Source organism: Brevibacterium sp. 2SA, from assembly GCF_005502845.1.
GTDB lineage: Bacteria > Actinomycetota > Actinomycetes > Actinomycetales > Brevibacteriaceae > Brevibacterium.
The window spans coordinates 19,397-41,765 of the sequence record NZ_SCMW01000023.1 but is presented as its reverse complement, the minus strand read 5'-3'; the positions used below and the strand labels follow the sequence as shown (position 1 = coordinate 41,765).

General features: G+C 68.2%; 22 protein-coding genes. 16 read left to right on the top strand and 6 right to left on the bottom strand.

The window, feature by feature from the left end; all coding sequences use genetic code 11:
• The first annotated feature begins 2 nt into the window (after positions 1 to 2).
• Entirely contained in the window at positions 3 to 1,076 is a 1,074-nt protein-coding gene (locus FFS20_RS09985; protein WP_171007045.1) for an LLM class flavin-dependent oxidoreductase, read from the top strand.
• A 294-nt stretch (positions 1,077 to 1,370) separates the two neighbouring features.
• Complete coding sequence (locus tag FFS20_RS09980; protein WP_137825695.1) at positions 1,371 to 2,453, top strand: C40 family peptidase; 1,083 nt, start codon at positions 1,371 to 1,373, stop codon at positions 2,451 to 2,453.
• A 162-nt stretch (positions 2,454 to 2,615) separates the two neighbouring features.
• On the opposite strand, the gene pepN is transcribed toward FFS20_RS09980, so the two are convergent.
• Positions 2,616 to 5,600: an aminopeptidase N gene (gene pepN / locus FFS20_RS09975; protein ID WP_137825694.1), complete on the bottom strand. Its 2,985-nt coding sequence runs from the start codon at positions 5,598 to 5,600 to the stop codon at positions 2,616 to 2,618.
• An 85-nt stretch (positions 5,601 to 5,685) separates the two neighbouring features.
• Here pepN and FFS20_RS09970 point away from each other — a divergent pair, with 85 nt between their 5' ends.
• Positions 5,686 to 6,828: an FUSC family protein gene (locus FFS20_RS09970; protein ID WP_137825693.1), complete on the top strand. Its 1,143-nt coding sequence runs from the start codon at positions 5,686 to 5,688 to the stop codon at positions 6,826 to 6,828.
• Between the two features lie 75 nt (positions 6,829 to 6,903).
• Here FFS20_RS09970 and FFS20_RS09965 read toward each other — a convergent pair whose 3' ends face one another.
• Positions 6,904 to 7,668: an XRE family transcriptional regulator gene (locus FFS20_RS09965; protein WP_249356783.1), complete on the bottom strand. Its 765-nt coding sequence runs from the start codon at positions 7,666 to 7,668 to the stop codon at positions 6,904 to 6,906.
• A gap of 83 nt (positions 7,669 to 7,751) precedes the next feature.
• On the opposite strand from FFS20_RS09965, the gene FFS20_RS09960 reads away from it, so the two are divergent.
• The 7 genes from FFS20_RS09960 to FFS20_RS09930 are packed head-to-tail and all read left to right on the top strand — an operon-like array spanning position 7,752 to position 12,727.
• Entirely contained in the window at positions 7,752 to 8,552 is an 801-nt protein-coding gene (locus FFS20_RS09960) for an AzlC family ABC transporter permease (protein ID WP_171007044.1), read from the top strand.
• Positions 8,549 to 9,004, top strand: a complete 456-nt coding sequence (locus FFS20_RS09955; protein ID WP_137825691.1) for an AzlD domain-containing protein — start codon at positions 8,549 to 8,551, stop codon at positions 9,002 to 9,004. The genes FFS20_RS09960 and FFS20_RS09955 overlap by 4 nt, the downstream gene beginning before the upstream one ends.
• 45 nt (positions 9,005 to 9,049) lie before the next feature.
• Positions 9,050 to 9,361, top strand: a complete 312-nt coding sequence (locus FFS20_RS09950; RefSeq protein ID WP_137825690.1) for a DUF2516 family protein — start codon at positions 9,050 to 9,052, stop codon at positions 9,359 to 9,361.
• Between the two features lie 7 nt (positions 9,362 to 9,368).
• Positions 9,369 to 10,193 carry an alpha/beta hydrolase gene (locus tag FFS20_RS09945; RefSeq protein WP_137825689.1) on the top strand — a complete coding sequence of 275 codons (825 nt, stop codon included), beginning with the start codon at positions 9,369 to 9,371 and terminating at the stop codon, positions 10,191 to 10,193.
• A gap of 10 nt (positions 10,194 to 10,203) precedes the next feature.
• Complete coding sequence (locus FFS20_RS09940) at positions 10,204 to 11,589, top strand: glycosyltransferase (protein WP_249356782.1); 1,386 nt, start codon at positions 10,204 to 10,206, stop codon at positions 11,587 to 11,589.
• Positions 11,589 to 12,341: a YbjN domain-containing protein gene (locus tag FFS20_RS09935; RefSeq protein ID WP_137825688.1), complete on the top strand. Its 753-nt coding sequence runs from the start codon at positions 11,589 to 11,591 to the stop codon at positions 12,339 to 12,341. Before FFS20_RS09940 ends, FFS20_RS09935 begins: the two co-directional genes overlap by 1 nt.
• Positions 12,341 to 12,727 (top strand): DUF1801 domain-containing protein, encoded by a 387-nt coding sequence (locus tag FFS20_RS09930; protein ID WP_137825687.1) that lies wholly within the window; start codon positions 12,341 to 12,343, stop codon positions 12,725 to 12,727. Before FFS20_RS09935 ends, FFS20_RS09930 begins: the two co-directional genes overlap by 1 nt.
• A gap of 4 nt (positions 12,728 to 12,731) precedes the next feature.
• Here FFS20_RS09930 and FFS20_RS09925 read toward each other — a convergent pair whose 3' ends face one another.
• Positions 12,732 to 13,751, bottom strand: coding sequence for a bile acid:sodium symporter family protein (locus tag FFS20_RS09925; protein WP_171007043.1), 1,020 nt, complete (start codon positions 13,749 to 13,751; stop codon positions 12,732 to 12,734).
• A gap of 96 nt (positions 13,752 to 13,847) precedes the next feature.
• Here FFS20_RS09925 and FFS20_RS09920 point away from each other — a divergent pair, with 96 nt between their 5' ends.
• Positions 13,848 to 14,591 (top strand): phosphoglyceromutase, encoded by a 744-nt coding sequence (locus FFS20_RS09920; RefSeq protein WP_137825686.1) that lies wholly within the window; start codon positions 13,848 to 13,850, stop codon positions 14,589 to 14,591.
• A gap of 70 nt (positions 14,592 to 14,661) precedes the next feature.
• Here the strand turns inward: FFS20_RS09920 and FFS20_RS09915 are convergent, their stop codons facing one another.
• A complete protein-coding gene (locus tag FFS20_RS09915) occupies positions 14,662 to 15,573 on the bottom strand; it encodes a LysR family transcriptional regulator (protein ID WP_137825685.1) in 912 nt (303 codons plus the stop codon).
• A gap of 71 nt (positions 15,574 to 15,644) precedes the next feature.
• Between FFS20_RS09915 and FFS20_RS09910 the strand changes: the two genes are divergently transcribed.
• The gene (locus FFS20_RS09910) at positions 15,645 to 16,589 is read left to right on the top strand and encodes an EamA family transporter (protein ID WP_137825684.1); all 945 of its coding nucleotides are present in this window, start codon (positions 15,645 to 15,647) and stop codon (positions 16,587 to 16,589) included.
• 194 nt (positions 16,590 to 16,783) lie between these two features.
• Here the strand turns inward: FFS20_RS09910 and phoU are convergent, their stop codons facing one another.
• Positions 16,784 to 17,446: a phosphate signaling complex protein PhoU gene (gene phoU, locus FFS20_RS09905; RefSeq protein WP_137825683.1), complete on the bottom strand. Its 663-nt coding sequence runs from the start codon at positions 17,444 to 17,446 to the stop codon at positions 16,784 to 16,786.
• A gap of 229 nt (positions 17,447 to 17,675) precedes the next feature.
• Between phoU and FFS20_RS09900 the strand changes: the two genes are divergently transcribed.
• Both FFS20_RS09900 and FFS20_RS09895 read left to right on the top strand, forming a co-directional pair.
• Positions 17,676 to 19,076: an ATP-binding protein gene (locus tag FFS20_RS09900; RefSeq protein ID WP_249356781.1), complete on the top strand. Its 1,401-nt coding sequence runs from the start codon at positions 17,676 to 17,678 to the stop codon at positions 19,074 to 19,076.
• Positions 19,073 to 19,753, top strand: coding sequence for a response regulator transcription factor (locus tag FFS20_RS09895; protein ID WP_137825682.1), 681 nt, complete (start codon positions 19,073 to 19,075; stop codon positions 19,751 to 19,753). Before FFS20_RS09900 ends, FFS20_RS09895 begins: the two co-directional genes overlap by 4 nt.
• A gap of 182 nt (positions 19,754 to 19,935) precedes the next feature.
• Here FFS20_RS09895 and FFS20_RS09890 read toward each other — a convergent pair whose 3' ends face one another.
• Positions 19,936 to 20,583: a hypothetical protein gene (locus FFS20_RS09890; protein WP_137825681.1), complete on the bottom strand. Its 648-nt coding sequence runs from the start codon at positions 20,581 to 20,583 to the stop codon at positions 19,936 to 19,938.
• A 319-nt stretch (positions 20,584 to 20,902) separates the two neighbouring features.
• Between FFS20_RS09890 and FFS20_RS09885 the strand changes: the two genes are divergently transcribed.
• On the top strand, positions 20,903 to 21,385 hold the full coding sequence (locus FFS20_RS09885; RefSeq protein ID WP_137825680.1) for a CarD family transcriptional regulator: 483 nt from the start codon (positions 20,903 to 20,905) through the stop codon (positions 21,383 to 21,385).
• On the top strand, positions 21,382 to 22,293 hold the full coding sequence (locus tag FFS20_RS09880) for a 2-C-methyl-D-erythritol 4-phosphate cytidylyltransferase (RefSeq protein WP_171007048.1): 912 nt from the start codon (positions 21,382 to 21,384) through the stop codon (positions 22,291 to 22,293). Before FFS20_RS09885 ends, FFS20_RS09880 begins: the two co-directional genes overlap by 4 nt.
• Positions 22,294 to 22,369 lie beyond the last annotated feature (76 nt).

The window sequence follows — 22,369 nt, the reverse complement described above, 5'->3', positions numbered from 1 at the left end:
ACATGGAGCTTTCCCTTCTCGATCTCGTGCCCGTCCGCGTCGGGCAGACAACCTCAGACGCTTTTGCCGCGTCCCACGAACTCGTCCGCGCCGCCGATGCACTCGGCTACACCCGCTACTGGGTCGCCGAACATCACAACATGCCGTCGATCGCCTCGACGATGCCCGGAGCCGAACTCATGTACCTCGGCCAGGGCACCGAACGCATCCGACTGGGCTCCGGTGGAGTGATGCTGCCCAACCACGCCCCACTCGCCGTCGCCGAACTCTTCTCCCTCCTCGCAGCGATCTACGGCGACCGCATCGACCTGGGCATCGGACGGGCACCGGGCACGGACCCGATCACCTCAGCGGCGATGCGGGGCCACCTCGGCGAAGGACGGATGGTCGACCGCAACGGTCAGACCATTGACCCCGTCGAACAGTTCCCCCAGCACGTCATCGACACCCTGGCCCTGATGACCGCCGAGGGTGTGCGCATCCCGCTGCACGGCGGACGCGAACACACGCTGCGCGCGACTCCGGCACCCGTCCCGGGCACCCAGGTGCTGCCGTGGCTGCTCGGATCCTCGGGGTACTCCGCACGCCTCGCCGCGGAACTCGGCATGCCCTACGTCTTCGCCAACCACTTCGCCGCCGGCGCGACGACGGGCATGAAGATCTACCGTGACAACTTCACCCCGGGCGCCTACGGCGACGAGCCGCGCACCTTCGTCACCGTCAACGCCGTCGTCTCGCCCACCGAGGAGGAGGCTCGGCTGCGATCCGAACCGTTCATGCTGCAGATGGCACGGCTGCGCACCGGCGGGGCGATGGGACCGCTGCGACTGGCCGGTGATGATGTGCGCTCGGTGATGACGGATCAGGAGCGCATGGTCGCCGAAGAGCTGTCGAAGAACTGGATCATCGGCGACCCGCAGTCGGCGAAGACCCAGATCGAGGAGCTCGCCGCCCGCTTCGAGGTCGACGAGGTCATGCTCCAGCCCGTGGCCGGTGCCATGGACGGCGAAGACCTGCGTGAGGATGCCGCACGGGTCCAGACCCTCGAGCTGCTCGCCGGTGAGATCCTGCGGTGAGCCCCTTACGGTGAGCTCCTTGCGGTGAGCCTCTTGCGGTGAGCTCCAAGAGTGAACCCCTTGCGGTGAGCCCGATCGCTGAGCAGCAGTCCGGGAAACGGACTGTTCACCGTCTGACCCGAGACAATATCCGGGTGAGACAGTAGAATCGTCTGCGTGCATCGTTTCGATGCCCTGAGAATCGGCCGAGACAGGTCGGTGCGCAGGGTGACGGAACGCAGAGAAATGAACATTCGGCGGCTTCCCCCGCGCGGGTGCGACCCCAGGTCACTCCCGCAGACCGAAAGAGAATCAATGCGTACCAGAATCGCTGTTTCGGCGGCGCTCGGACTCGGGCTCGTGCTCAGTGCCGGCGCTCCTGCCATCTCGAGCAATCTGACTTCGACGAACTCCTCGTCCACCATGGCGGCCTCCGTCGTGCCCGGACAGGAACTCGAACCCATCACCGACGGCAAGATCGAGAAGGGCGAGACCGCCTACGTCGACGTCACCGTCGCCACGTTGTGGAAGGACACGTCCTCCCCGCGCAAGGTCGACGAACCGGCTCTGGGCAAACCCGTCGACCTCGACAAATGGAACGACAACCTCAAGGACACCGAGGTGCGCCGCGGTCTGACCGGCAAGACCGAGACCCAGGCCGTCTACGGCTCACCCGTCACCGTCCTCGACATCAAGGGCGACTGGGCGAAGGTCGCCGTCAACGACCAGTCCACCCCGAAGGACGACAAAGGCTACCCCGGCTGGCTGCCGACGAAGCAGCTCGTCGAGAACGACCGCTTCGGCTCGCTGAAGAAGGACCAGCCGCGCGCTGTCGTCACCGCGAAGACGACCGAGCTCGAAGGCATCGAGTTCACGAAGGACACGGGCGCCGACCCGAGCTTCAACGTCGAGCTTCCCCTCATCGCCCAGGACGTCGAGGACGTGCGCGTGGCCCTGCCCGGCGGCGGGGCGGCGTGGATCGACGTCGACGACGTCGCCGTCTACGAAGCGGGTGACAAGCCCGCCAAGCCCTCCGGCGACGACCTCGTCGAGACCGCGAAGCAGTTCGACGGCCTCCGCTACCTGTGGGCCGGTGTCTCCGCCTACGGCTTCGACTGCTCAGGCTTCACCTACAGCATCTACCGCGCCCATGGCATCGACATCCCGCGCGACTCCGGCGACCAGGCGAAGGTCGGCAAGGAGGTCTCGTCGAAGGACCTCAAGGCCGGCGACCTGCTCTTCTTCTCGACGAGCTCGGGCACCGTTCACCACGTCGGCATGTACATCGGCGACGGCAAGATGATCCACTCACCCAACGCCTCGAAGACGGTCTACGTCGTCGACTGGAAGGACTGGGACAAGGGCAACGAGTTCTCCGGAGCCCGCCGCATCATCTGATGCTTCTCCATTCGTTCCCGCGCTGAAGCCGGCCGCAGTCGTCCTGTGGCCGGCTTCCGGCGTTTGATGGGGGCCGGTCCGCCGAGGCGGGTGCGTGAGTCCGGGCCCCGTCCCCCGAGGCGATGGCTGGCGGTCGTGGTGACGCGCGGCCGGCTCGGCGGGTCAGTGCCGCGAGGTCTGGCGGGACTTGAGGAAGATCGCCCGCGCGAGGTCGTCCCGGCGCTCGATGAGCAGGCGTCGCAGGGCCGCCGGCGCATCGGCGTTCTCGTCGAGCCATGCGTCGGTCCGCTCGACAACGCCCTCTTCATCATCTGACCAGCGCGGATAGAGCCCGAGCACGAGCCGCCTGGCGATCTCGATCGAATTGTCCGCCCAGAACCCGCGCAGCCGCTCGAAGTACTCGTCGACGTAGACCTCGGTGATCGGCAGCGCGGAGGGGGCGACGAATCCGGAGATGATCGCCGAGAGCACATCATTGCTCAGCTGGGACGCATCGAGGATCGCCTCCCATGCGCGCATCTTGACGATCGGCAGAGGCAGAGCCGCACTCGCGGTCTCGGCGCGCAGTCGCCCCGAGGAACTCTGGTCGAGGTGGGTCTCGCGGGCGATGTCCGTCTGGTCCGCCCACCCCAGGCTGACAAGAGCGGTGAGCGCGTTCCACCGCAGCGCATGATCGTTGATGAGCCCCCGGAACGGCAGCGAGGCGGCCGCATGCTCCGCGGGCCCGCTCGCCCCAGCTCGCGCGGAGGACCGTCGTGAGGCAGTGGCTGACCCGGAGTCCGCGCCCTTCCCGGCGGCCGCCGCACGGTCGGCGCTGGCACCATCAGTGCTGGAGCCGGACGCAGGGTTGGCCTCGGACGCAACACTGGCCTCGGACGCAGCATCGGCCTCAGCCGCGGGCGGCGTCTCCGGTGCCGCCTCCTCGGCGACCTGGGGGCTCATGCTGTCGATCTCCTCGCCCACCGGCACCGTGAGCACCTGCGTGGCGAACGCGCGACCCATCGCGATCGACGGGTTGGCCTCGATGCAGCGCGCCGTGCGCGCGGTCAGCGAGAGGACGAGATTCGCGAGATGCAGCTGCGCATCCGACCCGGACTTCGCCGTCGCGAGCGCATCGAGCGCGGCCCCGAGGAGCCCGGAGATCGCCGTCTCGAAATTGCGTTCGGCCACCCACTGATCAAGGCAGAGCAGAGCCGTCTGACTCAGACCGGCCATGATCCCCGGATTGCTCTCCTTGCCGAGGCTGCGCGCATACGCCGTGAGATACCTCTGCACCGGCAGCAGCCCGTCGCGCACCGCATTGTCGAGGGCCGACCACACAAGCGCCCGCGAGAGCGGATCCTTGATCCGCGACACCGCGGTCACCGCCGTCTCCGTCGACGCCTCGTCGAGGCGCACCCGCGCATAGTCGTGGTCGCCGTAGTTGAGGAGGGCGATGTCACCGCGCGTGCGACCGATGAGCTGCTCCACCTCGGCGGACTCCTCATCGAAGTCGAAGACCACGGAATCGAGCGGCACGATGTCGCGCCCGGCCCGACCGAGGGTCGCGATCTCGAGCGTGTGCGGCCGCAGCAGCTTCGCACCCTCCGCCGAATCCGACTGCGAGATCCGCGCTCCCGTGATGCTCGCCCGCGCAGCATCACGCGCGGCTCCGGCACCCCGCGACGACGCGGCGTCGCCAGCCGACCCAGCGTCGCCCGTGGACCCGGCATCGCCCGCTGACCCAGCTGTGCCAGCCGACCTGGTGTCGTCCCCCGTCGTCAGGGCGAGCGAGAGCTCCGAGACCCCCGAGGTCCCCAGCCACGCGTCCGCCCAGCCGGCGATGTCCCGCTCGGGAGCCGCCTCGGCGAGGCATTCGAGGAAGTCCGCGAGCTCCGTGTTCCCGAACGCGAAGCGCTTGAAGTAGAGCCGGGACCCGGCGAAGAACGCCTCCCGCCCGACGTACGCGACGAGCTGCTTGAGCACCGAGGCGCCCTTGGCGTACGTGATGCCGTCGAAGTTGAGCTTCGCCGCCTCGACGTCGGGGATGTCGGCGACGATCGGATGCGTCGTCGGGTAGAGGTCCTGCATGTACGCCCACGCCTTGCGACGCAGCGCGAACGTCACCCAGCCGTCGGTGAACCGCGTCGCCTCGGCGAGCGCCAGCCCGCCCATGTAATCGGCGAACGACTCCTTGAGCCACAGGTCGTCCCACCACTTCATCGTCACGAGATCGCCGAACCACATGTGCGCCATCTCGTGGAGGATGACGTTCGCGCGCGACTCGTACATCGCGTCGGTGACCTTGTCGCGGAAGATCATCGCGTCGGTGAAGGTGACGAGGCCGGGATTCTCCATCGCGCCGAGGTTGTACTCGGGAACGAAGATCTGATCGTACTTGCCCCACGGGTAGGGGTAGTCGAACTCGGCGCTGAAGAAGTCGAGACCGGCCTTCGTGATCCCGAGAATGTCGGCGGCGTCGAGATGATCGACGAGGGAGGCCCGGGTCCACACGCCGAGGTCAACCGTCTCCTGCGTCACCGGGTCCGTCCACGTGTCCGTCGCCCCCTCATAGGGGCCGGCCGTGATGCACGTGATGTAGCTCGACTGCTTGAGCGTCGGCGCGAAGTAATGGGTCACGGCATCGTCGCCAGTGGCCTCACGGCTCGTCTCGGCCTGATTCGACAGCACCTGGAACGCTTCGGGGGCAGTGACGCTGAAGACGAACTTCGCCTTGAGATCGGGCTGGTCGAAGTTCGCGAACACGCGCCGGGCATCGGTCGGTTCGAACTGTGAGTAGAGGTAGACCTTGCCGTCGGCGGGGTCGGTGAACCGGTGCAGGCCCTCACCCGAGGTCGAATACCGTGCCCGCGCCTCAATAGTCAGGGTGTTCTTGCCCTCACGGACGGGAAACGTGATGCGGGCACCGTCGAACACCTCGGCGGGGGAGAGGTCCTCCCCGTTGATCTGGACCAGAGAGACGGAGTCGGCAATGAGGTCGATGAAGGTCTGGGCGTCGGCGCGAGCCTTGAACTCGACGACGGTGCGGGAGAGGTACGTATCAGCATCGGACTCGGCATTGCTCACATCGAGATGAACGGTGTAAGTCTTGACCTTGAGCAGATGAGATCGGCTCTGCGCTTCGTCTCGGGTCAGGTTCGTCGTCATTCTTCAGCCTCCTCGGCGCACCGACATTAGCATGTCACAATTCCGGTAATCTGAGTACAGCGAGCGCGGGAGGGGGTCGGAAAGCATGGCGAAAGTCGAGGTCAGCGGGCTGGCCAAGCGAGGGTTCAACGTCGTCGCCCATCGTCTGCGCATGGGATTCAAACGCGTCGGCGCGAACTTCGGACAGCTCATCCAGATCCCCATCGCCGCGACCGCCGCGTACGCGTTCTGCGTCTACGTCCTCGGCCATCCCTACCCGTTCCTCGCCGCCGTCGCCGCAGCCGTGGGCATCGGTCCCGTCGCCGACCGCCGCCTGCGCCGCTCGCTCGAGATCGGCTTCGGCGCGACGTTCGGGGTGCTCGTCGGCGAGGTGCTCGTCAACATCTACGGGTCCGGCATCTGGCAGCTCGCCCTCACCCTCATCATCGGCCTCGTCATCGGCACGGTGCTCAACTCCGGGGGCATCTTCATCACGCAGATCGCCGTCCAGTCCGTCTACGTCGTCGTCGTTCCCGCGACCGCGACGACCCTGCCGTTCCCGCGCACCCTCGACGCCCTCGTCGGTTCGCTCTTCGCGATCATCCTCGCCCTCATCATGCCCCGCGACGCCCGCAAGGTCCCGCGGGCGCTCGCGGCGAACCTCCTCGACGAGGTGAGCAGCGTGCTGACCATGATGTCGCGGGCGCTGCGGGACGCCGACACCGAACTCGCGATGCGGGCGCTCACCCGTGCCCGCGAGACTCAGGACATCATCGATTCGTGGGGGTCCTCGCTCCAGGTGTCGAAGGAGGCCGCGAAGATCAATGCGCGCGGTCGCCGTCATGCCGCCGAGGTGACCCGACTCTCCCGCGCCCACACCTACTCCGACCGGGCGATGCGCACGATCCGCGTCATCGCGCGCAGGGTCGTAGGCATCACCGAGCTCGGGGTGAAGAAGCCGATCATCGCCGACTACGTCGAATCCCTGGCCGACGGGGCGAAGAAGCTCGAGATCGCACTGCGGAGGGGCACCGACCGCTCCCTCGCCGAGGTGGCCCTGTCCGAGGCCGCAGGCGAACTCGATCCGCGGGCGGAGAAGAGCTGGGACATCCACGACGAATCCCTCGTCCTGCTCCTGCGGCCGGTGGCCGCCGATCTCCTTCAAGCGGCCGGTCTGACGAACGACGCCGCCCACGACCGGCTGCCCTCCCTCGCCGAGGACAACGCCGACGGGCCGCCCGTGGAGTGACGCGTCCTGTCAGTTTTCGATGAGGGCGTCGTCAGGGTTCGCCGAGGCTGTCGTCGGCTCTCGACGGCAGCGCTGTCAGCTCTCGATGACGAAGATGCAGTTCGTGCCGGGTTCGAGCGCGGTGAACGTGTGCGGCTGATCGCCGGGATGGACGAGATAGTCGCCGGCGACGAGTTCGTACGACTGTCCGAGCGCCTCGATCCGCGCCGCCCCGCGGCCGACGATGACGTGCTCGATCGTGCCCGCCGGGTGCGGGTGGGAATTGCGTGACTCGCCCGGTTCGGCCTGGATGAAGTAGATGTCGCGCCGTGCGGTCGGCGGGGACGTCGAGAGCAGCGTCGCGACGTAGTTCGCCGACGTCGAGGGCAGGCTCGGCATGTCGCGGACATGGTGGAGGGCGACCTCGTGCTGCGGGGGATCGAGCAGTCGGGAGAGCGGGATGTCGAGGGCGGCGGCCAGAGCCCACATCGTCTCGAGGCTCGGATTGGCGGTGCCCGCTTCGAGGCCGGACATCGTCGACTTGCCGATGCCGGCACGGCGCGCCACCTCCGAGAGGGAGAGGCCGGCGCGCTGGCGTTCGCGCTTCACCGCCGCGGCGACCTGGGCCCTTGGCGTCCGCGAGTCCTCCGGGACGACCTCACCGGGGGACGTGTCGCTGGGGGATGGGTCGCCGAGGGATGAGTCGCCGAGCGCGGAATCATCGGCGCCAGAGTCGACGATCTCATCGGAGTCGGCGACATCGTCGGCGCGGTCGACGTCGACGCGGTCGGCGCCATCGTCGGTGCGGTCGACGTCGCCGGCGTGGTCGGTGAGAGACGAATCGTTCGAAGCTGCACTCATGGCACCATCGTACCGTGGTGTTCATCAGACCGATGCCCCGTTCGGGTTGACGAACGAATGGGCGAGTGTGCACTATGGTGAACATGAGTTCAGCATTCCGCACGATCGATCGCGTGCTTCCGGCGTCGACCTACCGCGCCGTCGCGATCATCACGGTGACGATCGTCGCCGTCGCCCTGTCCTACGGTGCGATCTCGGCGACCGCAGGGTTCGCGTGGTGGCAGACGCTGCTGCTCGCGGCCTTCGCCCTCGGCGGGGCGGCCGAATTCACGTTCGTCGGCGTCATCGCCGCCGGCGGGGCCCCGGTGCTCGCGGTGCTCGCCGGTCTCCTCGTCAACTCGCGGAACTTCGCGTTCGGCATGGCCGTCGGTCCCTTCTTCCCGCAGGACTGGCGGGCGCTCATCGCCGCCCACTGGATCAACGACGAATCGACCGCGGTCGCCCGGACCGGAGTCGGCGACCGCCAGCGCTGGCACGCCTTCCTCCTCATGGGGGCGGCGATCGCCCTGATGTGGCCTTCGGGTGCCGTCGTCGGCCAATGGCTCGGCAGCGTCGTCGACGCGGACATGCTCGGACTCGACGCCGCGTTCCCGATCATCCTCTTCTGCCTCATCCGCGGTGACCTGAAGAACCGGAAGACGCTCTGCCTCACCCTGGCGGGCATCCTCGTCGCTGTGCTGCTCACGCCGATCCTGCCGCTCGGCCTCGGCGCGGTGACCTCCCTGTCGGTGTTCGCTGTCGTCGCCCTCGGCTGGCTGGTCCGCCGTGCAGTCCGCTCGCGGAGGATGAGGAAGGGAAAGGGTGCCGGGGCTGGGAAGAGCAAGGAGAACGACCTGCCTGCCACCCCGACCACGACTGCACCCGAAAGCGAGGCCACCCGATGACTGCGACGTCCTTCCTCATCGCGCTCGCCGCCCTGGCCATCGGCACGTACGTCATGCGCTTCGCCGGGGTCAAGGTCGGGGCCGCGCTCGCCACCCGCGGCAAGCGCCGCGCCCTCGTCGCCGCCGATGACGACCGCGCCCCCGCCTCGGCGAGCACAGCCACCCCGAGCGCAACCACCCCGGCGAACGACCCGGCCGCCACCGGTGCGGACGTCGTCCCCGACGAACCGACCTCCCGGGTGACGAAGTGGATGGACCGGGCCACCGTCGTCCTCATCGGCGCCGTCTTCGCGACGACGGCGATCTTCGACGGCCGCGACCTCGCCGATCCGGCGCGACTCATCGGCGTCGGCGTCGGGGTGCTCGCCGCGATCCTGCGGGTGCCGATGCTCGTCAGCGTCGTCCTCGCCATGGGCGTGTGCGCGGGTCTGCGGGTCTCAGGCATCCTGTGAGTTGCCCCGATGCCGTCGGCACCGGCGGTTGCTACCCTGGTGGGCATGGAACTCATTGCTGACTTTCAGCGCCTCGTCTTTCTCGCCCTCACGGTTGCCGCGTTCGGCGTCCAGCTGTGGGCGTTCGTCGATGCGCTCCGGTACAAGGATGAGAACTACCGCGCCGTGGACAAGCAGAGCAAGAAGTTCTGGGTGATCCTCCTCGGGGTCGGCCTCGCGCTCGCCCTCATCGCCCTGCCGCCGCTGGGCCAGAGCATCATCTTCCTCAATCTCCTCGCCCTCGTCGGTGCGATCGTCTACCTCACCGACGTGCGCCCGAAGATCAAGGCCGTCGACCCGCGGAACCGGAACGCCTGACCCGCGCATGAGCGACGCCAACCTCCCCGGTCCCGAGACCGGGTACATCTCGACGTTCGGCACCGGCGACCCTCACACCCTCTTCAGCCACGGTTTCGCCGGCGCGATCCGCGACACCCGCCCGTTCGGCACCGGCATCACGGGAACGAAGCACTTCCTCCACCTCTTCGGCCACGGCGGCCGACCCTCACCCGGGCCGGGGTGGGACTACGCCCTCATCGCCGAGGCGCTCGCCGACGCACTCACCGCGACCTCCGCGACGCGGGCCCTCGGCGTCTCGATGTCCGCCGGCGGTCTCCTCCGGCTGCTGAGCACCGGGCACCCGGCCGCCGCCGGACTGGAGAAGGTCGCCCTCGTCCTGCCCGCATCGTTCGCCGGATTCCCCGCCGAGGTGGCCCACGCCCACACCGCGTACCTCGAGTCCCTGCGCGGTCTCGTCGCCGCCGGTGACGTCGACGGCATCACCGAGCTCATGCTCTCCCGCGAACCCGCCGAGGTGGCCGCCCTCGTCCCGGCCCGCGCCTGGACGCGGGCGAAGGCGGAGAACCTCGTCCACACCGACATGTCCGACGGGCTCGGTCTCGCCCTCGAGATCGCCGCCGCCGGCGTCGGCGACCCCGCCGAGTTCGACACCGGACTCACCCGGCTGCGCGAGTTCGCGGGCGAGGTGCTCGTCCTCACCCACGAGGACGACCCCGCTCATCCCGTCTTCGTCGCCGAGGAGATCGCGGCCGCCGTCCCCGGCTCACGCCTCGAGGTCCTGCCCGCCGGATCGATCCTGTGGCGCGGCCGCCATGAGGTCCGCCGAATCCTCAGCGAGTTCTTTGGCTAGACTGGCGACCGTGCACATCTCCGTCCTCTCCCTCCACACCTCACCCGCGGCGCAGCCGGGGCAGGGCGACGCGGGCGGGATGAACGTCTACGTCGACCACACGGTCAGGGCCCTTGCCGCCATGGGACACGTGGTCGACGTCTTCACCGCCGACCCGAACGGGAACGGCACCGAGCGGCCCGACGCCGACACCGTGACGCTGTCGGAGAACATCCGCCTCCACTGGCTGCGCACGGACGCCGCGACGAAGGATGCGCTCGCCGGGCGGATCGACGACCTTGCGCGCCTGCTCGCCGCACATCCCGCGTATGCCGCCGCTGACCTCGTGTGGGCGCACTACTGGATCTCCGCCGAGGCGGCCCTCAAGGCACAGGCGCTCGTCACGGGCAATGACGTCACCCGGGCTCGCCCGCAGCTCATCGCGAGCATGCACACGATCGGTGCCGTGAAGAACCGGGACTCGGAGACCGAGGACGAATCGCCTCGGCGCCTGCGGGCCGAGGAGCGCATCGCCCACCGCGTCGACCTCCTCGTCGCCAACACTCCCGCCGAACGCCGTGACCTCATCGGGGAGCTCGGCGCCGCTCCGGACTCCGTCATCGTCGCCCGCCCGGGCGTCGACCACGATCTCTTCTCACCCGGCTCCCGGGCTGCGGCGCGGCGGGAGCTCGGCATCGCCACCGACGAGCACCTCGTCCTCTACGTCGGGCGAATGCAGTTCATCAAGGGCACCGACGTCGTCGTCGATGCCCTCGCCTGCCTGCAGGAGAACAACCCGGAGCTGGCGGCGTCCACCCGCGGGATCCTCCTCGGCGCCGCCTCGGGGTGGGCCGAGCCGGCCGATTCCTCGCACCACCGCAGTGCTGAGTTCGCGGCATCCGGGCGTCAGATGACGAACCTCCGGACCGCGGATCTCCACAGCACGGATCTCCACACCGCGGACTTCCACACCGCACTCTCGGCGGCGGTCGCCGTCGACCCGCACATCGAGGTCAGGCAGCCGGTGCCGGCGGCCGATCTCGTCACGTACTACCGTGCCGCCGATGTCCTCCTCGTCCCGTCGCGCAGCGAATCCTTCGGGCTCGTCGCCGCCGAGGCCGCGGCCTCGGGGCTGCCCGCGATCGCCTCGGCGGTGGGCGGTCTGCCGGAGGTCGTCGAGAACGGCTTCTCCGGTCTCCTCATCGCCGACCACAACCCGCGCCATTGGGCGCTCACCCTCGAGCGGCTGCTCGGCGACGCGCAGCTGCGCGCCGAACTCGGCGAGCACGCGGTGGCCCGCTCGCAGCGGTTCGACTGGCACACGACGGTGGCGACGGTGCTCGACGCCCTCGCCGAGGCGGTCGAACCGATCGAGCGGGACCTCGCCGCTCCCGGCCTGTGCGGGGGGTCGCTCTGATGACAGAGCCCGAATCCGCACCTCCAGAGACCCCGGCTCCGACGGCCGGGACGGACGCCCCGACGAGGGCCGCTGAGATCATGTCCGGCATCACCGAGTGGGCGAGCGCGAACGAGGTCGAGGTCGACAGCGTCGACGACTCGTCGATCGCGGTCGTGCTGCCGGGGGAGCGGAAGCTCAAGACGACGGTCTCGATCGTCATCTCGGCCCGGACCGCCGAGCTCGCCGCGTTCGTCATCCGCCACCCGGATGAGAACGCCGCGGAGTTCAACCGCTGGCTGCTGCGGAAGAACATGAAGCTCGCGGCGACCGCGTTCGGAGTCGACCACCTCGGCGACGTCTATCTCCGGGCCACGGTTCCAGTGCTTCGGCTGCTCGATGACCTCGACGGGCTGCTGGGGGAGTTCCTCACCGTCGCCGACGAATCGTTCAACGAACTCCTCCTCATCGGCTTCCTCACGGGGATGAAGAAGGAGTGGGCGTGGCGGGTCAGCCGCGGGGAGTCGACGCGGAACCTCGCGGCGTTCGAGCATGTGCTCTCCGGTCCCGACAATGAGTTCCTCGGCACGATCGGACCGGAGCGGTCGGAATCGCCCGGATTCGAGCAGGCTGAGTCGCCCGGATCCGAGCAGTCGGGGACGTTCGGGTCCGAGCAGGCGGGGGCGATCGGGTCCGACCAGTCTGAGGGCGCTGAGCGCACCGAGGCGGCTGAGCCCGCGGACGTGACCGCGCCTGAGGGAGGGGAGAGGTGATGATCAAACGCGTCGATCTCAGCAAGCCGGGCACCGTCGACGAATACATCGCGACCTTCGACTCGGAGGCGCAGCGGGACTTCCTCACGCAGCTGCGAGATCTCAGCCGGGAGCACGCCCCGACCGCCGGTGAGGGCATCAAATGGGGCAACCCTGCATACTTCCTCGACTCGATCCTCTTCGTCTTCGCGGGGTACACACACCATGCGAACTTCGTCTTCACCCCGAGCACGAAGGAGGCCTTCGCGGATCGGCTGAGCGACTTCGACACGGGCAAGGGCTCGATCAAGCTGCCCTACGACGAGGAGATCCCCACCGACCTCCTCGCTGAGATGATCAGCTACCGCATCCGCGAGTTCGAGGTCGACGGCGTCAAGTGGATGTGAGCCCTCACGCGTCCTGCCGCGCCGGCGCGGTGCGGGACGCATCGGCCGGGGGCTTGCCGTAGGGCAGGCGCGCGAAGATCGAGGCGAGAACGGCACCGGAGACGTTGTGCCACACGCTGAAGACAGCACCCGGCAGCGCCGCGAGCGGAGAGAAGTACGTCGTCGCGAGCGTCGAGGCGAGCCCGGAGTTCTGCAGACCGACCTCGAACGAGAGGGCCCGGCGGGTGGGCGTGTCGAGACGGCACGCGGCGGCCACGCCGTAGCCCACGGCGAGCCCGAGCACGTTGTGCGTGATGACCGCGAGCAGCACGAGGATGCCCGCCGTGGCGATCGAGCCGGCCGAACCGGCGACGACGATGGCGACGATGTAGGCGATCGCCAGCGAGGCCAGCCACGGCAGCGCCGGGGCGATCCGGTCGACGAACCGGGAGGCGACGAGGCGCACGAGCACACCGACGATGACCGGCACGAGCACCGTCTGGCAGATCGAGACGAACATCGACCAGAACGGCACATCCATGTACGACCCCGCAAGCCACAGGGTGAGCAGCGGCGTGAGCACAGGAGCGATGAGCGTCGACAGCGTCGTGACCGACACGGACAATGCGACGTCGCCCTTCGCCAGATAGGTCACGACGTTCGAGGCCGTCCCGCCCGGCGCGCAGCCGACGAGGATGACGCCGACGGCGATCTCCGGCGGCAGATCGTAGACGGTGACGACGAGGAGTCCGAGCAGCGGCATCGCGACGTACTGCGTGACGACGCCGAGGAGGGCGATCCACGGACGCTTCGCGATCCGCGCGAAGTCCGGCAGCGTCAATGTCAGCCCCATGAAGAACATGACGACGCCGAGGCTCCACGTGATCGTCGGCGCGAGCGGGGTGAACGTGTCCGGACTGAGGAAGCCGAGGACGCCGGCGAGGATGACGAGGACCGGCAGGGCAGTGACGGCGATGATCGAACTGCGGTCGGCTCGGGCGGTCTGCGCCGGGGCGGGACTCGGGTGCTGTGCTGAATCGGACATAGCCGAATACTAGCCCCGTCGTCCCGTCAGGCAAGACGAACTACCACATCATGGAACCGTCGAGTGGGGGACGCCGCCCGTGCGAAAATAGGGGCCATGACACATAACCTCATCCTGCTGCGCCACGGCGAGAGCGAATGGAACCAGAAGAACCTGTTCACCGGCTGGGTCGATGTCACCCTCACGGACAAGGGACGGGCCGAGGGCAAGCGCGCCGGAGAGCTCCTGCGCGAGGCCGATCTCATCCCCGACGTCGTCCACACCTCCCGCCTCAAGCGGGCCATCCTCACCGCGAACCTCGCCCTCGAGTCCGCCGACCTTTCGTGGCTCGACACCCACCGCAGCTGGCGGCTCAACGAACGCCACTACGGCGCGCTGCAGGGCAAGGACAAGAAGGAGATCCGCGAGGAGTTCGGCGAAGAGCAGTTCATGACCTGGCGTCGCTCCTTCGACACCCCGCCGCCCGCGCTCTCTGACGCCTCTGAGTTCTCGCAGGTCGGCGACCCGCGGTACGCCAACCTCGGCGACTCGGTGCCGCGCACCGAATGCCTCGCCGACGTCATCGACCGTCTCCTGCCCTACTGGTACGACGTCCTCGTTCCCGAACTCTCGGAGAACCGCACCGTCCTCGTCGTCGCTCACGGCAACTCGCTGCGGGCCCTCGTCAAGCACCTCGACGGCATCTCCGACGCGGACATCACGGGACTCAACATCCCCACCGGCATCCCGCTCCACTACGAACTCACCGACGACTTCACGCCGGTCACCCCGGGCGGCACCTACCTCGACCCCGCAGCGGCCGAGGAGGCGATCGGCAAGGTCGCGAACCAGGGCCGCTGAGCCCGAGCCGACCCGAGCCGGAACCCGGCAGAGCCTGAGCCCGGCTCAACACGAGCCCGGCTGGCGCTCGTCAGCGTTCCGCGAACTCCCCGGCGATCGCCTGCATCTGCCTGCGCAGGACGGCGATCGCCGGGGAGTTCGTCATCGACCGCCGCCATACGGTGTGGATCGACCGGGCGATCGAGGGGTCGTCGAGCGGCACTGCCGTGACATCGGACGGCAGGTGCGGGCGACCGAGCCGGGGAACGAGTGCGAGTGCGCCGACCGACCGGCTGAACTCGACCTGGGTGTCGTACTCGACCGCCCAGTACTCGACCCGCGGCTCGCTGCCGAGGTCCTCGAAGAGCGCGACGAGCCAGCGATGGCACACCGCCCCGCGCGGGGCGGAGACGAAGACCTCACCGACGAGGTCGGCGCGTGTCACCTCGGCGCGCGAGGCGAGATGATGGTCACACGGCATGACTATGTCGGCACGGTCGACGGCGATGATCTCCGAGGTCAGGGTCGAGGGCAGGCGGAGGACGGAGCTGTTCCAGTCGAAGATCAGGGCCGCGTCGATCCGCCCCGCCGAGACCATCTCGACGAGTTCGTCCGGGTCGGATTCGACGTTCGTCACCGTGAGTTCGGGCGCGGCCTCGGCGAGCCGGGGCAGCGCGGGGACGAGCAGGCCGCGGATGCCGGTGGAGAACCCGCCGACGGTGATCCGGCCGCGCGGGTCACCTGAGCGGGCCCGGGCCTCGGACTCGATGCCTTCGAGGTCGTGGAGGATCTGCGACCCGCGGCTGCTGAGCTCGCGTCCCATGGGCGTGAGCGAGATGCCGCGGCCTGTGCGTTCGGTGACCGGGGCGCCGAGGTAGCGGGAGAGCTTCTGCAGCTGGTGGCTGACCGCGGCCGGCGTGTAGCCGAGGGAGTCGGCCGTGGCGGTGACGGACCCGAGCCCGTCGAGAGCGACGAGGGTGCGCAGGGCGACGATATCGATCATCAAAATATCGTAATGAATGACTGGAGTGACTTTCAATGGATTTTATAGCTGGGCGCTGAGATCCTGAAGTCATGCGCCCCGTCCATTACCTCCTCGCCCTCCTCGTCGTCGTCCTCTGGGGCGTCAACTTCATCTTCATCGACTTCGGACTCCGGGACTGGCCGCCCCTCCTCCTCGTCGCGGCGCGGTTCACCGTCGTCGTCATCCCCGCGATCCTCTTCGTGCCCTTCCCGCGCGGCAGCTTCGGGCGCATCCTCCTCATCGGCGTCTTCATGTCCGCCGGGCAGTTCGGGCTCCTCTACACCTCGCTCTTCCTCGGCCTCCCCGTCGGGCTGTCCTCGATCATCCTCCAGATCCAGGCCGCCTTCACCGTCCTCGTCGCCGCGCTCGCGCTGCGGGAGATCCCCAACCGGCGCCAGATCATCGGCATCCTCATCGGCGTCGCGGGCCTCGCCGTCATCGGCCTGAGCCTCCAGGCGTCGATCCCCGTCGTCGCCTTCGTCGTCTGCCTCGGTGCCGCACTGTCCTGGGCGATCGGCAACGTCATCGCCCGCGGGGTGAAGCCGGGCATCAGCGGACTGCAGATGACCGTGTGGTCGGGTCTCGTCGTGCCGCTGCCGATGCTCGGGCTCTCCCTGCTCATCGACGGCCCCACCGAGGTGGTCGCCTCCCTCACGCACCCGACGTGGGGTGTCCTCGCCTCGGTCGTCTACACCGCCGGCGTCGCCTCGCTCATCGGGTACGTCATCTGGAACTCCCTGCTCGCCCGGTTCCCCGCCTCGCAGGTCGCCCCGTTCACGCTCCTCGTCCCGCCCGTCGGGGTCGGCGCGGCGTGGCTCGTCCTCGGCGACCGGCCGACGGTGCCCGAACTCATCGGCGGGGCCCTCCTCATCCTCGGCGTCGCGGTGACGACGGGGGTGCATCGGACGATCGCGCGAGGGATCAGGGGGGTGCCCCGCCGACGCAGACGTGACGTCGTCGCCCGAGAGGCGCCCGCGAACGCCGTCTCGGGGTGAGCGGGGCACCCTGATGCGCTGAGCAGAGACGCGCCCAGCGGACACGGAAACGACGATCGCCGAGGTGGGTCAACCACCTCGGCGATCGTCGTCAGTACGGGCCCGGGATCGGGTCAACCCGGGTTCAGGTCAACCCGGGCTCAGGTAAACCCGGGCTCAGCCGAACCTGAGTTCACGGGAACCGGGGCTCGCGCTCACTTCCGGGACAGGTAGGGCTCCCAGTTGCCGGTGAGCAGGTATTCGACCTTCTGCGAGACCGACACGGCGTGATCGCCGAAACGCTCGTAGTAGCGCGAGAGCAGCGTGACATCGGCGATGTGGCGCGGGGCGAGGTCCTCGGCGGGGGCGTCGGCGAGCTGCGCGAACACGGAGAGGTGGAGCTCGTCGAGCTCCTCGTCGATCGCGTTGATCGTCGGGACCATCGACAGGCCGGGGTTGTTGAGGAGGTTCTCGGTCGCCTCGGCGATCTTCTCCGCCGAATCGCCCATCCGCAGGAACGTCGGCTCGAAGTGCTTGGGGATCGCGGATTCGGGGTAGCGGATGCGCACCTGCTGGGCGATGTGACGAGCAAGGTCGCCCATGCGCTCGAGTGAGGCGCTCATCCGCAACGCGCCGATGACGGCGCGCAGATCGGAGGCGACGGGACCCTGGAGGGCGAGGATCTCGGCGGCCTGCTGGTCGAGGGTGTGCTGCATGGCATCGATCTTCGCGTCGGCTTCGATGACGCGTTCGGCGAGCTCGAGGTCATTGCTCCGCAGGGCCTGATTCGCCAGGCGGATCGAGTCGAGGACCTTGGTGGACATCTCGACGAGCTGGGTGGCCAGCTCATCGAGCTCATTCCTGAAGACTTCGCGCATTGAGGATGCTTCCTTTGTCTCGTGCGAGGTGAGAGTGCGTGGCGCAGATCTCGGGATCGGCCGTGCTCGGACTGCTCGACAGTGCGGCTTGTCCCGGCAGGCACACTGACTTCAGCTTTCCATCGCCGCGTGAACGGCAACTGGCGGTTCGGTGAATTCCTCGCCAAAAGCCCTGTCAGCGGGTGAATCCGGTGCGACCGGCAAGCAGACTGCGCCTAAGCTTGTTCACGTGGATCTCTTGATTGTAGCGGTCCTGACCGGCATCGTCGGCCTGGGACTCGGCATAGCGGGCATTTTGGCGTTCCGTTTCAGCGAACGCTCCCGCGATGCTGCCGACCTGCATTCCGAAGACGATCTGCCCGAGGGCATCGCCGAGGTGCTCGCCGTCCTCCAATCGGCGGCGATCGTCCTCGATGCCGGCGATGACGTCGTCAAAGCCTCCCCGGCCGCCTATACGTTCGGCCTGGTCAGAGGGCATTCCCTGACGTCACCGGAGATGCTCGAGGTCGTCGAGCGGGTGCGGGCGCGGGGGCTCATCGAAGAGATCGACCTCGAACAGAAGCGCGAGGCCTCCGACGCCGTCCTCCGCTACCTCCATGCGCGGATCGCACCTCTGGGCACCGCGTTCATCCTCGTCCTCTGCGACGATCAGACCGAGTCGAAGCGCGTCGACGCCGTCCGTCGGGACTTCGTCGCCAACGTCTCCCACGAGCTCAAGACGCCGATCGGGGCGATGGCCCTCCTCGCCGAGGCGGTCACCGACTTCTCCGACGACCCGGCGGCGGTCGAGCGCTTCGGCGGACGCATGCAGCGCGAATCGAAGCGCCTCACCCAGCTCGTCCAGGAGATCATCGACCTCTCCCGCGTCCAGGACCACGCCGCCCCGTCGACGACGGAGAAGATCTCGGCCGCCGAGGTCATCGACGACGCCGCCGACCGCGCTCACACCCGCGCCGAGGCGAAGCGGATCCACATCGAGATCGCCCCGCCGACGAGCCTCCTCGTCGAAGGCAACTACGAGCTCCTCGTCAACGCGGTGCGCAACCTCATCGACAATGCGATCAACTACTCGCCCGACGGCACCCGCGTGGGCGTCGGCGTCGAACTCGTCGACGAACGCGTCGAGATCTCCGTGACCGACCAGGGCATCGGCCTGTCCCGGCAGGACACTGAGAGGGTCTTCGAGCGCTTCTACCGCGTCGATCCCGCCCGTTCGAGGATCACCGGCGGCACAGGTCTCGGGCTCAGCATCGTCAAGCACATCGTCGCCACCCACGGCGGCGAGGTGAGGGTGTGGAGCCAGCTCGGCAAGGGGTCGACGTTCACGATCGTCCTGCCGCTGGCCGGCACGCAGACCGTCGCCGAGGCGACCTCGACCGCCCCCGAAGGGGTGCTGCTCGAGCATTCGGCGCAGGCCGGGGGCGACGCGGTCCGGGCCGGGGACGAGCAGAACGCCGACGCACAGGCCGCTGACGAGCGGCCCGGTGCCGGCCAGGCCGGTGGCGATAGGGTCGATGGTGACCCGGGGACCGCCTCGGCGGGCGGCGGTGACAACGGTGAGGGTCCGGAGGAGAATGGGACCGCCCAGGTTTTGCCCACTGGAAGCGAACAAAGGAAGCTCACGACGTGACTCGAATTCTGCTTGTTGAGGACGAGGATTCGTTCTCGGATCCGCTGTCGTACCTGCTCGGCAAGGAGGGGTACGAGGTGACCGTTGCCGATGACGGCCTCAGGGCCCTCGCGGAGTTCGACCGGAACGGCGCCGATCTCGTCCTCCTCGACCTCATGCTGCCCGGTGCCTCGGGCACCGAAGTGTGCCGCGAGCTGCGGGCGAAGTCGAACGTGCCGATCATCATGCTCACGGCCAAGGACTCGGAGATCGACAAGGTCGTGGGGCTCGAACTCGGTGCCGATGACTACGTGACGAAGCCCTACTCCTCGCGCGAGCTCCTCGCCCGCGTCCGCGCGGTGCTGCGGCGCAATGTCGAAGCCGAGAGCTTCGACGATTCGATCCTCGAAGCCGGGGGAGTCCGCATCGATGTCGAGCGCCACGTCGTCTCCGTCCGCGGGGAGGAGCTGTCGATGCCGCTCAAGGAGTTCGAACTCCTCGAGATCCTCGTCCGCAACTCCGGGCGCGTGATGACCCGCGGTCAGCTCATCGACCGGATCTGGGGCGAGGACTACGTCGGGGACACGAAGACCCTCGACGTCCACGTCAAGCGCCTGCGCGCGAAGGTCGAGCAGAATCCGTCCGAGCCGCAGCTGCTCACCACCGTCCGCGGCCTCGGGTACAAGTTCGAGGCGTAACGGTTGCGGCGTGCGGGGCCTCGGCACAGAGGACCTGCGCGAGCACCGGCACCCCAAGAGCACAGACCCATACACAAGGAGCCGCTCACCTGTGGTGAGCGGCTCCTTCGTGCTGTGGCGCAGATGGTGCGCGCCGGGAGGTTCGTGCGTGCCGGAAGGCCGGTGAGGCCCGGTGGGCGGCGTCAGCCGTTGGCGGCTGCGGTGCCTTCGGTCGCGGTCGTGCCCTCGGTCGACGTCGTGCCTTCGGTGCTCGCAGCGCCTTCGGTCGGGGTCGAGGTCTCCGTACCGGTGCCCTCGGTCGAGGTCTCCTCGGTGGCGTCGTCGGTCGGCACCGCCGACGGCGACTCCGACGGGAGGTACTCCTCGTAGTAGGGGAGGACGTTCGAGAGGACCTGGGTCTCGATGGTCTGCTCCTGGCCGCCCGTGGAGACGGTGACGTCGATGAGGTCACCGGGCTTCGCGTCGATGGGGTCGACGATGAGCTGCTCGCTGTCGGTCGACTGGGGGCTCTCGGGATCCTGGATGAAGGTCTCGCCGGCGGGAACCGTCTCGGAGAAGGAGTCTCCGGAGACCGCGACCGTGACATCGGCCGCCTCGGTGCCCTTGTTGATGAGCGTGAAGAACAGCTGGGCCGGGCCCTCGCCGCTCTCGTCCATGATGAGCAGGAGGCCGCGCACCTCGACATCGCCGACCGATCCCCACGCGCCGTCGCCGCCGTTGTAGCGGTACTCAGCCGTCTGCTGAGGGGAGATCAGGCTCGCGCATCCGCTGACGGGGATGACGAGCGCGAGGGCGGCAAGTGCGAGAGCTGCGCGGTTGTGCCGTTTCATTGTGCTCCTTGAAGTGGCAATACAAGATCCGTCTGTATACTACCCGGTTTTTGACCAGCTGTAGAACCTTGTCTGTGAACTTCCCGAGGCGCTGACGCCAACCCGAGTTGCCGGGCTGACGACGTGACCGACGGTGACGAAGACGACAACCTGACCGGTGTTCTCTGCGCGTCCGCTGGGACGCCTGCGCCGCCTCGGCGAGATCCTGATGACTGCGGCCAAAAAGGCCGAGCCTAGCATGAGGAAACCCCATCCTGGGCGATTTCTGTGGCGCGCCTCATGGTAAACTGGGATTCCGCGAAAGGGGTTTGAAGAGAATATGAGTTTCCAGGTCGGCGACACTGTTGTCTATCCACATCACGGTGCAGCGACAATCCAAGAAATCAGGCAACGAACCATCAAAGGTGAGGAGAAACTGTATCTCAAGCTCCAGGTCGCCCATGGTGACCTCGTCATCGAGGTCCCCGCGGAGAACTGCGATCTCGTCGGCGTCCGTGACGTCGTCGGCGAAGAGGGTGTGGAGAAGGTCTTCAACGTCCTGCGGGCGGAATTCGTCGAGGAACCCACCAACTGGTCTCGCCGGTACAAGGCGAATCTTGAGAAGCTGCAGTCCGGTGACGTGATCAAGGTCGCCGAGGTCGTCCGTGACCTCTGGCGCCGCGAACAGGACCGCGGACTGTCGACCGGTGAGAAGCGCATGCTGTCGAAAGCACGCCAGATCCTCGTCTCCGAGCTCGCCCTCGCGGAGAAGAAAGAGGAGTCCGAAGCCGAAGCGCTCCTCGACGAAGTGCTCGCGTCCTGAGCACCTGCGTCATCGTCCCGGCCGCAGGGTCGGGCACGCGTTTGGGGCACACCGAGCCGAAGGCCTTCGTCCAGGTGGACGGCCGCACTCTGCTCGCGCACAGTCTTGACGCCATCATCACCTCGGGAGTCGCCACCACGATCGTGGTCGCGGCTCCCGAGGTGTTCGTGTCCCTGGCCGAGGCGGAGGTCGCCGAGGTGCGCCGACGGTTCGCCGGGGGTGCTGGGTCCGGAAAGGGCCGCGTCCCTCCGGAGGCCATCGAGATCATCGTCGTCCAGGGTGGCGCCGACCGTGTCGAGTCCGTCGAAGCGGCCCTCGCAGCTGCCGGGGACCCGGACACCGTCCTCGTCCACGATGCCGCCCGCGCGCTCACCCCGCCATCCGTGTTCGATCGGGTGACCGCCGCCGTGTCGTCCGGCGCCGAGGCGGTCGTGCCCGTCCTGCCGATGATCGACACCGTCCGCCGGGCCGAAGAGTCCCCGAGGTGGATCCCGCTGGACAATGACGCCGATGTCGAGCCGGTTCCACCTGGGGAGCAGCCGGACTCACCTGGGGAGCAGCCGGACTCACCTCGGGAGTATCCGGACACACCTCGGGAGCAGCCTGCCGATGTCGAGGTCCTCCGCGGCGACCTCGACCGGGGGAGTCTGCGCCGGGTCCAGACGCCGCAGGGCTTCGCCGCCGAGACGCTGCGCCGTGCGCATGCGAGCTACCGGGCGGAAGTCCGGACGCTGGGTGAGGCCGCCCGCGCGGCGACCGATGATGCGGGGCTCGTCGAGCGCCTCGGCGTCGATGTCGTTGCCGTGCCCGGCGACGAGGAATCGCTGAAGATCACGTACCCGCTCGACCTCGTCCTCGCCGAGCACATCGCCCGCGAGCGCGGTCGGTCGCATCCCGACTCGGTGTGAGCGCTCGGGCGTTCGCGCCGGCCGGCACCTATTCTGGAAGTCGACGACCGCCTCACCGAGCAGGCGACTGCCTCAC